10 protein-coding genes and 1 tRNA gene are annotated in these 13,795 nt (G+C 64.6%); 3 read left to right on the top strand and 8 right to left on the bottom strand.

The features are described from left to right. The first annotated feature begins 63 nt into the window (after nt 1-63). Nucleotides 64-1,005 carry a DUF1853 family protein gene (locus E8E75_RS27635; RefSeq protein WP_120655232.1) on the top strand — a complete coding sequence of 314 codons (942 nt, stop codon included), beginning with the start codon at nt 64-66 and terminating at the stop codon, nt 1,003-1,005. 89 nt (nt 1,006-1,094) lie between these two features. Here E8E75_RS27635 and E8E75_RS27630 read toward each other — a convergent pair whose 3' ends face one another. From E8E75_RS27630 to E8E75_RS27605, 6 genes are all read right to left on the bottom strand, one after another. Beyond that, on the bottom strand, nt 1,095-3,365 hold the full coding sequence (locus E8E75_RS27630; RefSeq protein ID WP_153921057.1) for an Ig-like domain-containing protein: 2,271 nt from the start codon (nt 3,363-3,365) through the stop codon (nt 1,095-1,097). A gap of 31 nt (nt 3,366-3,396) precedes the next feature. Further along, a complete protein-coding gene (locus E8E75_RS27625) occupies nt 3,397-4,695 on the bottom strand; it encodes a hypothetical protein (RefSeq protein ID WP_153921056.1) in 1,299 nt (432 codons plus the stop codon). Between the two features lie 473 nt (nt 4,696-5,168). Beyond that, on the bottom strand, nt 5,169-6,275 hold the full coding sequence (locus E8E75_RS27620) for a cyclic nucleotide-binding domain-containing protein (RefSeq protein ID WP_120651731.1): 1,107 nt from the start codon (nt 6,273-6,275) through the stop codon (nt 5,169-5,171). Between the two features lie 4 nt (nt 6,276-6,279). Next, entirely contained in the window at nt 6,280-7,245 is a 966-nt protein-coding gene (locus tag E8E75_RS27615) for a pyridoxal-phosphate dependent enzyme (RefSeq protein ID WP_178123559.1), read from the bottom strand. A 69-nt stretch (nt 7,246-7,314) separates the two neighbouring features. Further along, the gene (locus E8E75_RS27610; RefSeq protein WP_153921052.1) at nt 7,315-8,685 is read right to left on the bottom strand and encodes a chromosome partitioning protein ParA; all 1,371 of its coding nucleotides are present in this window, start codon (nt 8,683-8,685) and stop codon (nt 7,315-7,317) included. A gap of 382 nt (nt 8,686-9,067) precedes the next feature. Then, nucleotides 9,068-11,104 (bottom strand): NADPH-dependent 2,4-dienoyl-CoA reductase, encoded by a 2,037-nt coding sequence (locus tag E8E75_RS27605; protein WP_120651734.1) that lies wholly within the window; start codon nt 11,102-11,104, stop codon nt 9,068-9,070. A 203-nt stretch (nt 11,105-11,307) separates the two neighbouring features. On the opposite strand from E8E75_RS27605, the gene E8E75_RS27600 reads away from it, so the two are divergent. Then, on the top strand, nt 11,308-12,240 hold the full coding sequence (locus tag E8E75_RS27600) for a hydrolase (protein WP_153921050.1): 933 nt from the start codon (nt 11,308-11,310) through the stop codon (nt 12,238-12,240). After that, nucleotides 12,237-13,274, top strand: coding sequence for an AraC family transcriptional regulator (locus E8E75_RS27595; RefSeq protein WP_120651736.1), 1,038 nt, complete (start codon nt 12,237-12,239; stop codon nt 13,272-13,274). The genes E8E75_RS27600 and E8E75_RS27595 overlap by 4 nt, the downstream gene beginning before the upstream one ends. On the opposite strand, the gene E8E75_RS27590 is transcribed toward E8E75_RS27595, so the two are convergent. Both E8E75_RS27590 and E8E75_RS27585 read right to left on the bottom strand, forming a co-directional pair. Then, nucleotides 13,275-13,400, bottom strand: a complete 126-nt coding sequence (locus E8E75_RS27590; RefSeq protein WP_256660978.1) for a hypothetical protein — start codon at nt 13,398-13,400, stop codon at nt 13,275-13,277. Nucleotides 13,401-13,557: 157 nt separating this feature from the next. Then, a tRNA-Asp gene (locus E8E75_RS27585) sits at nt 13,558-13,634 on the bottom strand. Nucleotides 13,635-13,795: the final 161 nt, after the last annotated feature.

The following is a 13,795-nucleotide window of genomic DNA, read 5'->3' as shown; positions in this document are numbered from 1 at the left end:
AATGGCGAAATTATGGGGGATAGCAGCGGACAGCGGCAAACCGCCTTCGGCTATGCTCGCAGCATGCACGCCTTCGAATCGCTGACCGACCTGCCCCGTCAACTGCGCCACGCCGGTGTACGCGACCTGGCGTGGGTTCTGGTTTCCCCGCCGCTGCTGGCGCAAACGCCCTGGCGCCAGCGCCATCCCCTCAGCGCGAGCGGCTGGGCCAGTCGTCCTGAATGCCTCGCTGACTGGCTCCGTGCACTGGACCGCCAGCCCGAGTCCCTCGACCAATGGCTGGCACATGCCGCCAGCCGGCGCCTCGGCCTCTACTACGAACGCCTGTGGCAATTCGCCCTGACCCAGGCGCCGGATGTGGAGCTGCTGGCCGCCAACCTGCCAATCCGCATCGCTGGCCAGACCCTGGGCGAGCTCGACCTGCTGCTGCGGGACGACGAAGGCGTGCATCACCTCGAGCTGGCGATCAAGCTCTACCTGGGGCCGCGCCACGGCGATGGCGGCAAGCCATCCGAATGGCTGGGTCCAGGCAGCCACGACCGTCTCGACCTCAAACTGGAGCACCTCAGCCAGCACCAGCTGCCCCTGTCGTCGAGCCCAGAAAGCCGCCAGGTTCTCGATCAGTTGAACGCGCAGCCGGCCAGCGCTGAGCTCTGGCTGGGTGGTTATTTCTTCTACCCCTGGCCGGGCAACTGCACCGCACCGCAAGGCGCCAATCCGGGCCATTTGCGCGGGCACTGGCTGCGCCACAGCGACCTCGAGGACTTTCTCGGCCAGGCCGAGGGACCCTGGCAGCCCCTGCCTCGGCAATCCTGGCTGTCCCCGGCGATCAGCGAAGCCGACGAATGCTGGACGACAGAACGCTTCGGACAGTGGCGCGAAGAGCTCCAGTCGGATAGCCCGGCTCGCCTGCTGGTACGCCTGGCTGCGGATGGCGACGGTCGCTGGAAAGAAGCCGATCGCGCCTTCCTGGTCAGTGATCGCTGGCCGCTCGAACCGCTGTAATCCGGCAAGGCGCAACCTGTCCTGCAAGAACGCCAGCAAAGCACAACGCCCGCAGACCTGATGGCCTGCGGGCGCTTGCCAGCTCCTGGTTACTGCACGACCACCGGGCTGGTCCGCACGGTGCCCAAGGCCGATCGCGCAGTGGCGCTGGGGCTGTTGCCAGGGGCGATGCTGGAATTGCTCACCGTCACCCGCCAGGTGCCGTTGGCCGCCGGTACCGCGGTGCCCAGCAAGGTCACGCCGCCGCTGCTGGTCACTTCTACCCGGATGCTGTTGCCAGCAGGGCGGGAGGTGGTGCCACTGATATCCCAGTCATAGCGCCGTACCGACGGTACCAGGATGCCTAGGACTCCCGAGACCAGACCGCCCAGTCCTCCGGTGGCGCGCACCGTGGCCGAGGTTATGCCCAGGGTTTCCGCTGGCACCTGTACCGGTGCGACCAACACACTGACGGTCGCGACCCCAGAGAGGTTGCCCAGGCTGTCCCGTGCGCGATAGGTGAAGCTGGTGCTGAGCGGATTCGCCAGGGCCGACGGCGGCGTGTAGGTGACGCTGGTGCCATTGCTGGTGACGCTGCCCTGCCCGGACGGCGGCTGAGTCAGGTTGGCAATGGCCAGAGGCACATTGCCCTCCGGGTCACTATCGTTGGCCAGCACGTTGATGGTCACCGGGTTCGGCGCCGTTGTGCTCGCCGAGTCATTGCCCGCCACCGGCGGTTGGTTGCCGGCCAAGTTCACGGTCACGGTCGTCGGGACGGAAAGCGCGCCCAGGCTGTCCCGAGCCTGATAACTGAAGGTGGTGGTCAGCGGGCCGGCAAGGCCAGCCGGCGGCGTATAGGTCACCACGGCTCCGTTGGCGGTCACGCTACCTGTGCCGGATGCCGGCTGGGTCAGGTTGGCAATGGCCAGCGGCACGTTGCCCTCCGGATCGCTGTCATTGGCCAGAACGTTGATACTGACCGGCGTACCCAGCGCGGTGCCCGCGGAATCGGCAACCGCTACCGGCGGCTGGTTGGCCGGACCGCCCTGAGCACCGACCACAAGGACCGGTTCGGTATCGGCACCACCGGCGGCAGACTTCACCGTCACATAGGCTGGCGGTTGCGCTACCTCTCCAGCGATCAGGCGCTGCTGGCTGCCGGCAATCCGGGTCAGGGCACCGAAACCCTCCGCGGCCAGCACCGGCACCTGCACTTCGTCGCTGGATCGCGCTTCGATGGTCAGCGTGCGATCGACCGCCGAGTAACGCGCATTGCTGATTTCCACCTGGTCCGTCAGCGGCTGGCTCAGGGTAGTCGGTGCCGTGATGCCACTGCTGTCGGTTGCCGTCACCACCACCTGCGGAGGCAGGCTCGCAGGACTGGTGTCCTGGCCGAAGAACGTACCACTGCCACTGCCGGTCATCTGGAACTGGCAAGGTGACGGCGGATCGCCAACCAGGTCGATGGATTCACGGAAGCAAAGGCTGGCGCCCGTGGTGGAATTGCCGAACACCGAAATCCAGGTGCGACCGGCACTGCGGGTGTAGCTGGCACGGGAAACCTCCAGCGACGTGCCTGCACGGCTGCTCAGGACCTTGCCCGACAAACTGAACAGGTTGGTCTGCGCCACCCGCCCACCGGGCCCTTCGATGCGCACGAAGTTGGTGCCGAAGGGACTGCCGGTAACCTGCTCGGCGAGGTTGGGGTCGCCAATGAAGGTCTCCACCAGCCCGGTCTGAGGGTCGGTTTCCCGGTACGGACCATTACGGCTGACCAGATAGGGACCGACATTGCCAGCCAGGGCACCGCGGAAATCGCCCGGAGCGCCGATGCCGATATCGCGGGTCAGGTTGATGGCCCGGCGGCCGGGTGCAGTGACATTGAAGGTATCCACGCCATAAGGGTGGATGACCCGGTAGGTGCCGGCCACCGGCACGTTCACCCGGATGCGGATACGCGCGAAGCTCTGCTGGTCGCCCTGGCGTGGCACCTCGCTGGCAAAGGCTGCCTCGATGCCGGCAACGTAGGCCTCCATCTCGATGCCATTGCCTGGATCTTCGATTTCGGCTTCCGCGAGCATCCAGAAGCTTTCATCCGGGAAGTTGCCAGGGAAAGCGATCGGTTTGGTTTCGTCGAAGATGCCGGGATTGGGCAGCAGGGTACACATGAAATTGCCCGGCGCACGCGAACTTTGAACCTTGGACAGGCACAGCTCGAGCTTCAGTTTCGCCGCGTCCGAATCCGTGCGGTCCTGGTACCAGAGGGGAAAGCCGCCGGTCGCCGCGGTATAGGGACCGGGGTCGACAGCCGCGAGCTGGGCCTGGGCGCCAGCGGCGCCAACCCCCACAACCATCGCAAGAACTACTGGCCACTTATGCATGACAGTCTCCATAGCAATCTGGGATTGGCGCTCAGGGAAGGATTCGCACGTCTTCGGTGTCGCGGCCGCCGTTGGCGGACACCACCGTGACCCGCGCGGGGGGAATGGGCGTGACGACCTGCTGCAGACGCCCGCCCACCAGCCCGCCGACGCCCTCGACCGTCAGGCCCGGCTGGCCGGTGCGATCGCTGGAAACGGCTTCAACCGTCAGGGTGTTGTTGCCCAGGCTGTACTCGGCGCGGCTGATGCTCACCACATCAACCAGTGCACTGTTCTTGCTGGTAGGCAGACTGCCCGGCACCACGGCCGAGTTGTCGGCAGTGATGCTCACGCTGCTTGCGCCCCCCGGATCACGCGGCGACTGGCCATACCAGGCGCCCAGGGCGGTGCCCTGCATGGCCGCGGCAGTGCCGCCGGCGTCGGTGAAACTGGCACTGGCGCCGGGTGGCGGTGCCTGGACGAAGACGTCCTGCTGTGCCTGCCCCGCCCCGTTCTCACCGCGCGAATAGGTGCTGCGGGAAACCTGCAGGGGCGTCGGCAGCTGGACGCTGGAGAGCTTGCCGGAAACCGAGAACAGTCGTGATTCGAGCCTCAGGCCGTTTGGCCCTTCGATGCGTACGAAGTTGGTGCCGAAGGGGCTGCCTGTAACCGCCTCGGTCAGGTTGGGATCACCGATGAAGGTTTCCAGCAGGCCGGTATCCGGATTGGCCTCCTGATAGGGTCCATTGACGCTGCGCAGGAATGGGCCGACATCGCCCTTGAGCGCCCCCTTGAAATCGCCCGGTGCGCCGATGCCGATATCACGAGTCATGTTGATGGCGCGGGTGCCGGGCGCATCCACCTGGAATACCTCAACCCCGTAAGGGTGAGTCACGGTATAAGTGCCGGCGGTGGGTACCGTCACACGGATGCGGATACGGGCGAAACTGACCTGGTCGTCGTTCGCCGGCACTTCGCCGTTGAAGGCTGCCTCGACCGCTGAGACGTACAGCAGGTCAACCCCGCTGGCGGCGTCAGCAACACTGGTCTCCCCTGTGAACCAGAAGGCTTCATCGGGGAAGTTACTCGGAAAGTTGATCGGCCGGGTGTCATCGAACACTCCGGGGCTGGGCAGCAGCGTACACATGTAGTTGCCCGGCACCCTGGAGCTTTGCGCCCTGGACAGGCAGAGGTCCAGGGCGCGTCCGTGGGTGTCCTGGTACCACGCGGCGAAGAAGCCGTTGGCGTGGATGGGAGCGTTCTGATCGACCGCGTAAAGCGCTGCCCGGACCGGCTGCAGGCCAGCGCCCAGGATCAGCGAAACTGCGACTGTTGTGGCTGTTTTGCGCATGACATTGCCCTTCTATGCTGGTGAAGTTTCAGCCGTAGAAATGCCTGGGAGCTGGTCACGAGGAGGCACCCTCGGGAAGTTGCCCAAGTGCAAACGAGTAATGGGAAAGCGGCGGCAACAGTTCGGATTGCAGTGCCCGAACCGTGTCCGAAAAGCCCCCGGATGATTCAGGCGATGGCGCCGCACCTGCGGAAGCGGCTCGCTCCAGGGGAACGGGGCATCCGCGACCTCAGCGTTGTTGAGGGGGCGGGGCGGCGCAACAGTATCAAGTCGATAGTCGGAAAGTTAAACCGAGTGTGGTGACCCGAAAGTGGGTGGGAAACTGATACCTCCAATTTCCGCCAGAGTTTCGAAGTTATGCGATAGGGCAAGGCCGGCGACAACTTTCTCGAACTACAAAGTTACTCGTCGCAACTTTTCCAGCGAAGTTTGAAGACCCAGTTTTGGGGTTGGAAACTTGTGTGCGCGACCGATCAACGGCTGCGTTCGACCCGCCCTCCCGAGCGCGCCAGGTAGCCTGCCCCGGTCTCGCTGATCAGCGCATCGCGCTGCAATGCCGGCAAGGCATCCAGGCCATCGCGCAGGGCATAGGCGCGAATACCCAGCTGGGAAAGCGTGAACACTGCACTGGCGCTGCGTTTGCCGCTGTCGCAATAGCAGAGGTAAGTGCCACCGCCATCCAGCAACCGCGCCTTCAGGCGCAACAGGTGCAGTGGCATGTTCAGCGCCTTGGGCGCATGGGCGCGCTCGTACTCTTCCTGCAGACGCACATCCAGCCATTGGCCGCCGCCGCCCAGCAGGCGGACCGCTTCGCCCAGGCTGACCTCATCCACCACCGGCGCCTTCAGGAGTTCGAGGAAGTCGGCCTGGTCCAGCCGCTGCAGGATGCTGTCTTCCAGCAGCGTGACACTGGCGTTGCGCGGGCAATCCCCCAGCAGGGCTTCCTCGCCGAAGCACGCTCCCACGTCCAGTTCAGCCAACAGTTGCCGGTCGCCGCCCTCTCCACGGATGACCTCCGCCCGGCCGGACTGCAGGAAGTAGCAACAGTCGCCCTCCTCCCCCTCACTCATCACACGGCTTCCCGCCGGCAGCTCCACTCGCCGCAGACGCTCCAGCATGCTGCGCACGTTGGCCGGTGGAACCTTGGCCAGCAACGGGCTTGCGAGCAAGGTTTCGAGCCACTCGCCTTCGCCTTCCGGACTGAGGTCCAGCAGCAGATCCAGATGGGTCGAGCTCCAGGTCAACTGGCGCGCCAGGGTGGCGCTGTCGATGCCCAGCAGCGAGCAGTCTCGCGAGGCGAGCGCTTCGTGCAGGCGTGGCAAGGTGGGGGAAATGGGATGGCAGCTGGCTTCGCTGCCCGCCTCCAGACGCGTCTCTGCACCTTCGGCATCTCGCAGGAGCAGCTCGCCGGACAACAGGTACCAGGTCAGGCGGGCCTGGTCGCCCCGTCGGAACAGCAACTGTCCCGCGAGCAGGGGTTGGGGTACCAGTTGCGGACGCAGCTCACGCCACTGCTGGTCACTCAGTGCATTGAGCGGGACCAGGCTGCGCAGCTGTTGGGGATTCAGGGGTTCGCTCATGGAGTCATCCTTGTGCTTCCACTGCCCGATCAGTGTAGCCGGCCAGTCGCAACAAATCGGAATGCAGGGCGCGGCGGCCCTGCAGACCACCAGTGTGGAGCAGCACCAGGCGGCTGCCGCGAGGAATCCGGCCAGCCTGTGCTTCATCGTGGATTGCCAGCAGAGCCTTGGCGGTATAGAGGGGCTCAAGTTCCAGGCCGCCATCCCTTTCGCTGTCCAGCAGGAAGCGGGCGAGCACCGCATCCAGCCGCGCAAATCCCCCCTGGCTGGCATCGATCAGGCGGTAGCCCCCGTCGGCGCACCCGGCCTCGGTAAGGATGGCGCTCACTTGCTCTGCCACGCCGTGGTCGGACGGTACCGCGAGGGCACCGATTACCGGGTGCTCGCCTGCCTCGCCCAGCACCAGCCCGGCGAGAGTCGTGCCGGTGCCTGCGGCCGTCCAGAGGCTGTGGTAGTCGCTCCATCCCAGGTCGGCCAGTTGCTGGCGAATCATCCCCACCAGCCCCAAGCATCCTTGGGCCCCCATCAGCCCTCCACCGCCCTCGGGCACCGGTTGGTAGCGCGGATAACGCCCCAGCCACGGGTCCCAGAATCCTGGCCGGTGGCGCGCCCGGTAGCCGCCATACCCCAGCCAGTGCAGCTGCATTCCGAATTGCTGAAGGTCGCGCACGGTTGGCGTGTCCTGGGGTTCGCCACGAAGCAGACCGACCGAGGGAAACCCGAACCGGGCACCGGCCGCCGCCAGGGCATGGAGGTGGTTGGAGTGCGCGCCCCCCAGACTGATCACACCTTCAGCACCCTCGCGCCCGGCCTTGGCCAGGTAGGGCGCCAGCTTGAACCACTTGTTGCCAGACACCAGTGGGTCTACTGCATCCAGGCGTAGCACGGCCAGTTGCAACTCGGCTGCGGTCAACCAAGGCAGGCACAGAGGCTCAAGAGTGGCGCGGGGATTCCAGTCAGGCAGGGTCAGGGGCAAGGTCGGGTCCGTCGGCGGCCATTCGGGGGCGCTAGGGTAAAGCAGGCTCGCGTACGGTTTCGCTCAACCTGCGGTCCGCAGTCGCCCACCCGCACGGTGACGGGGGCAGCAATTGGATTCGCCGGAAACGAAGCGACTGGGTGCCTCGATGCGATCGATGGGCATGCTGCAACGCTCGCCGTTTGGCAGGCTGGCTTCGCAGGTGGGCTGCTGGTAATGAGCCAACCACTGGCGGTACTGGTTCTCGGACACGAAGCACTTGGCCGCGGCGTAGGCCTGGGGATTTTCCTGGTAGCGGGCGATGTCGGTCAGCGGAATGGTCAGGTGCCCAGCGCCCGGATGGTAGACCACAAAGACCACGCCCAACTGGGCCAGACGTTCCAGCATCAGTTGCCCGGACTGTCCTTCGAGCGCATCGCACTCCTGGCGCAGGCGATTGACCTCGGCCTGCAGCTGTGCGTCCAACTGGTCGCGATAGGCCAGTTCGACATCACGAATCGCCAACTGCTCGCGGTACTCGGCCACGGCGGCGGCGACTCGCGCCTGCAGCTCGCCTTCGAATTGCGCGCGGAGGATGTCCGCTTCGGTACGGCCGTGGCGCTCCAGTGCACGCAATTGCACGTTCATTTCCTCACGGCTGGCCTGGAAGCGCTCCAGCTCGCCATCAAGCTTGGCTTGCAGGCCCGCGTTGACCTCTTCCTGCTGGCGCAGGGCGTGCTGCAGGGTGCGAATCTGATCCTGCAGGGCCGAGCTGCTCTGGTCGGCCGCATGGCGCATTCGCGCAATGGCCTCTTCGTTCTGCTGGCTGAGGGAGCTAAGGCGCAGGCGCTGCTGGCGGACCAACTGGGCAGTCTTCAGGCGATGCTCCTTCTCCATCTTCTCCGCCAGTTGCTCGGCCATCTCCTTGGTGATTTCCGGCGGGGCGTACCAGCTGTCTTCCGATGCCACCTGGAGCTTCTCGGCATCCAGGACCGTGGGCAGTTCCTCCTCCACCAGCAGGCCTAGGCTGTTGCCCTTGACGGCGTCACGCAGCAGGGCGAGGTCATTGCGGTCGGAATTGAGGCTGGGGTCCCAGAGATGCATCTGCTGCCAGGACACCGGACACTGACTGCGGCACGCCAGGCGAATAGGACCGGCGCCGAGGTCGGGACCACGCCCTGCGCGCTCGGCCAGCTGCCGCAACGGCAGGTTCCAGCCGGTATCGGCTCGGCCATCTTCATCGAAGTCGAGGTAGAAGAACACCACCGCGCGCACTTGCATGCGCGGGTTGATCATCACGTAAGCCAGTTGCATCTGGCGGTCGGCGAACTCAGGCAAACCGACCACACCGTCGAGGATGGCTTCAAACTCCGAGTGAAGCATCTGCTTGCAGATGCCACGGTCGTTGAAGAACACGACGGCTTCCACCAGTTGCGGCTTCTTCAGCATGCTCATCGCTCTACCTCTGGCTCTGCGCGGTGACTCACTGCGGGCATTGTTGGGGGTGTTCGGTTTTCGTCCGCACACACTAATCCGGACTTTAGAAAAGTCTAGGGGATATTAGGCGCCGAGCAATGTGACTGGGTTGGCAGAGCCCGGTCGCCGGGGCCTGTCGGACCGGCGGCAAGGCTAAAGTGTGACGTGGTTGGAGCTGCAGGGAAGTGCCGCCCGGCGCGAACCGGGCGGCGAGGCGGACGAAGCCCGGACAGGATCTCGCGAGCTAGCAGGTCGCAAGGCGAAAACCGCCTAGGAAGCGCAGTTTACGAATGGTAAATAAGCATTCCGAGGCGGTTTTCAACACAGCAGAGCCGACGCGCATCAAACCCTGTTCTGGCTTTTAGAGTTCGGCAGCGAGGCGCGAGCCTTGATTGATGGCACGCTTGGCGTCCAGTTCGGCAGCCACATCGGCACCGCCGATCAGGTGCACGCTCTGGCCGGCGGCGACAAGGCCATCCTGCAGTTCGCGCAGCGGGTCCTGGCCGGCGCAGACGATCACGGTATCCACCGGCAGCACCTGGGGCTCGCCCTCGGCCACGCGAATGTGCAGGCCAGCATCGTCAACCTTGAGGTACTCCACCGAGTTGAGCATCTGCACCTGCTTGTTCTTCAGGCCGGTACGGTGGATCCAGCCGGTGGTCTTGCCGAGACCATCACCCACCTTGGATTTCTTGCGTTGCAGCAGGAAGACCTGGCGCGCCGGCGCATGAGGCTGCGCCTTGATCCCGGCGATACCACCACGGGCCTCCAGGGCGCCATCGATGCCCCACTCTTTCCAGAAGGCGGCACGATCGAGGCTGGTGGACTCACCCTGATGGGTGATGTACTCGGAAACGTCGAAGCCGATACCGCCAGCGCCGATGACGGCAACCTTCTGGCCCACCGGCTTGCGCTCGAGAATGGCGTCCAGGTAGCTGATCACCTTCGAATGCTCGATACCGGGGATTTCCGGGGTGCGCGGGCTGATGCCGGTGGCGAGGATGATTTCATCGAAGCCGCCCTTGGCCAGGTCCTCGACCGAGACACGAGTATTCAGGCGCAGGTCGACCCCGGTGGTTTCAAGCTTGCGCTTGAAGTAGCGCAGGGTCTCGAAGAACTCTTCCTTGCCCGGCACCCGCTTGGCCACGTTGAACTGCCCACCGATCTCGGCGGCGGAGTCGAACAGGGTCACGCTGTGGCCACGCTCTGCGGCAACGGTGGCGGCCGAGAGGCCGGCAGGACCGGCGCCAACCACGGCGATCTTCTTGGCCTGGGCAACCGGGATGTAGTTCAGCTCGGTTTCGTGGCAGGCACGCGGGTTCACCAGGCAACTGGTCAGTTTGCCGCCGAAGGTGTGGTCCAGGCAGGCCTGGTTGCAGCCGATGCAAGTATTGATCTCGTCGGCGCGGCCTTCGGCGGCCTTGTTGACGAAATCCGGATCGGCGAGGAAGGGACGAGCCATGGACACCATGTCGGCGTCGCCTTCAGCCAGTACCTGCTCGGCCACTTCCGGTGTGTTGATGCGGTTGGTGGTGATCAGCGGGATCTTCACCTCACCCTTGAGCTTGGCGGTGACTTTGGTGAAGGCCGCGCGCGGTACCTTGGTGGCGATGGTCGGGATACGAGCCTCGTGCCAGCCGATACCGGTATTGATGATGGTCGCGCCAGCGGCTTCGATGGCCTTGGCCAGGGTGACGATCTCGTCCCAGGTGCTGCCACCTTCCACCAGGTCGAGCATGGACAGGCGGAAAATGATGATGAAGTTCGGGCCTACGGCCTCGCGAACGCGACGGACGATCTCCACCGCCAGGCGCATGCGGTTCTCGTAGCTGCCACCCCAGCGGTCGGTACGCTGGTTGGTGTGGGCGGCGAGGAACTGGTTAATGAAGTACCCCTCGGAACCCATGATCTCGACGCCGTCGTACTCGGCCTGCTGGGCCAGCATCGAGCAGGTGACGAAGTCCTGGATCTGCTTCTCGATGCCCTCTTCATCCAACTCGTTGGGCTTGAAGGGGTTGATCGGCGCCTGGATGGCCGACGGTGCTACCTGCTTGGGGTTATAGGCGTAGCGGCCGGCATGGAGGATCTGCATGCAGATCTTGCCGCCCGCTTCATGCACCGCGCGGGTAACGATCTTGTGCTTTTCGGCCTCTTCCACGGTAGTCAGCTTGGCCGCACCGGCATAGACGCCACCTTCGGCATTAGGGCCGATGCCGCCGGTGACCATCAGGCCGACACCACCACGGGCGCGCTCGGCGAAGTAGGCCGCCATGCGCTCGAAGCCATGGGGTTTTTCTTCCAGGCCGGTGTGCATCGAGCCCATCAGGGTGCGGTTGCGCAGCGTGGTGAAGCCCAGGTCGAGCGGGGCAAGCAGGTGCGGGTAACGGGTGGCGGTCATGGTTCCTCCACAACAGGCGGTTCTATTCACGGAATGCCTCGGCTTCAGGGGGCCGGGGTCGGTTATGGGGCAGAAGATAAAGAGCCGACATGGCCCGCTCAATGATCAGAACTGACAAGTTACTGATCCAAACTGACAGCCACCCTTGGCAAGCGGCAGTGCGTCCCCTACCCTGATCGGCATTCCCCTGACTCGGATTTTCCATGCGCAAGCTGCTGACGCCCTTGATCGCCGCCATCCTGGTGAGCTGCCTGACTGCCTATGCGGTATGGACCGGCGAACGGCCGCACGCCCACTATCTTTCCGATCTGCGCGCCACGCTCACCAGCAATGTGGGAACGGCCGGTGCAAGCGGCAACCTGCTGGCGATCCGTCCGGCGCTGTACCCCAGCGACTACCGCGACCCTGATCTCCTGCGCATGAAGCTCGTCGCTGCCTTTGACCAGGCCCGTGCCCTGGGCCTGCTGAACGAGAAAACCGTAGTCGCCCTGCCCGACCACATTGGTACCTGGATGCTGTTGCGGGACGAAAAGCACAGCCTCTACCAGGCTCGAACCTTCGCCGAAGGTGGCCGATTGCTCACCCTCAGCCACCCGACGCTCCTGGGACGCCTGTTCCTCCAGGGGCAGGACCTGGAAGAGGCACTGCTGCGGGCCAAGGCCGGTCGCATGGCGCGGGACTACCAGAAGATGTTCGGCCGTCTGGCTGGCCAGTACCAGGTCACCATTCTCGCCGGCTCCATCCTCCTGCCCTCCCCTTACCTCAAGGACGGCAAGCTGCGCAGCGGCCACGGCGCGCTCTACAACGTCGCATTGGCCTTCTCCCCCGACGGCCTGCTGCTTGGCGAGCCTTTCAGCCAGCCCTGGCCACAAAGCGCCAGGGGCGAATCCAGCCAGAAGCTGCAAACCGCAGGCGGCCAGGTGACCATTGCCCGCAGCTGGAGCCAGGGGTATCCGCAGAATCTGGTGACACTGAGCGACGGCCAGACCAGCGCCAGCGAGGCGCTGTTCCTGCGCGGTCGTCTATGGCGGCTGCATAACGCACCAGCGGGCAGCGAACTGACACCCGCCCAGGTCTCGCAAGCCAGCGAATCGCCGGGCAGCCACCTGCTGAATGCCTGGTTGAGCCCGCGATGAAAACGCAACGCGTCAAACTGGGCGATCTCTCCGTGAGCTCCGTACTCAGCATGGCAGCGGCGCTGGAGCAGGCCGGTCACTGCGCGACGGACCTGCTGGAACGCTTCGGCCTGGACGCCACGCGTTTCGCCGAACCCCATGGGCGACTGTCGATCCCGCGCTTCATGCGGCTCGGCCACGCCGCCATCCAGCTCAGCGGCAATCCCGCCCTGGGCCTGGCCATGGGCCGTCTCAGCCGACTCAGCCAGCTCGGGCTCGCGGGTGTCTGCGCCGAACAGGCACCCAACCTGCGCGAAGCGGCCCGTGCCCTGACCCGATTCGAACTGCTCTACGCCAGTAACTATCGCGGACAGTCGAGCTTCCACGAGGACGCCAAGGGTGCCTGGCTGCGCTTCTATTCCATCAGCCCCTACAACGCCTACAACCGCTTCGTCGTGGATTCGGTACTGGCCGGCTGGCAGAGCCACCTGAGCCAACTGGCTGGAATGGGCATCCGAGTAGAGAAGGTGGAGATCGAGTTTCCGGCACCGGAATATGCCGAGCGCTACACCGAGCATTTCGGTTGCACGGTGGAGTTCGAGGCCAGCGCCAACCAGCTTCGACTGTCTCAGGACACCCTGGCACTGCGCGGCAGCGAACACTGCCCGAGCACCTGGCGACAATTACTGGATATCTGTGAGAGGGAGCTGCAGCAGCTGACACGAACCCGCAGCCTGCGCGAGCGTATTACCCAACTGCTGGGACCACTGCTGCACGGGCGCGAGCCGGACCTCGAAGAAGTGGCGGCACGGCTGCAGATGCCGAGCTGGACGCTACGCCGCAAGTTGGCCGAAGAAGGCACCCAATTCCGCGCCATTCTCAACGAAACGCGCCGCGACCTGGCCATGGCCTATATCCGCGATACGGAACTGGCCTTTGGTGAGATCGCCTACCTGCTGGGGTTTGCCTCGGCCGAAGCCTTCCAGCGCGCCTTCAAGCGCTGGAGTGGCAGCACACCGGGCGAGTTCCGCCGCGCCCAGCGCCAGGCAGGTTGATCACATTTCGGTAGCGTCTTCAGCCGGCTCGACCGAGTCCTGCTCGCTGGCGTGAAAGTCGAGAATCTCTTCCTGGTAATCGTCCATTGGCTGTTCCTCCTGGTGGCGATATGAGTCAGGAAACAAAGTCCATGCCAATAAGGTAACGAGCGCAGGTGACCGGAAAATTACCCCTGCCTTCGTCATGGGAACCAAGGAGGGCCGAGAGGGTGGCCATGGGGAGAGATAAACGAACAGGCAAAGAAAAAGCCCCCAGGTATCGCTACCTGAGGGCTTCTCTATATGGCGCAGCGGACGGGACTCGAACCCGCGACCCCCGGCGTGACAGGCCGGTATTCTAACCGACTGAACTACCGCTGCGTGTCGGTTGGACTTGCGTCCGGTGGAACCTTTGCATCGTCTGGCAGATAGGCCCAACGGGACTTTCTGCCTCACGCCCGAGCAACTCGAACATGGGAAATATGGCGCAGCGGACGGGACTCGAACCCGCGACCCCCGGCGTGACAGGCCGGTATTCTAAC

The sequence above is a fragment of the Pseudomonas sp. BN606 genome (assembly GCF_029873115.1).
Classification (GTDB): domain Bacteria; phylum Pseudomonadota; class Gammaproteobacteria; order Pseudomonadales; family Pseudomonadaceae; genus Metapseudomonas.
This window is presented reverse-complemented; position numbering and strand designations above follow the sequence as displayed.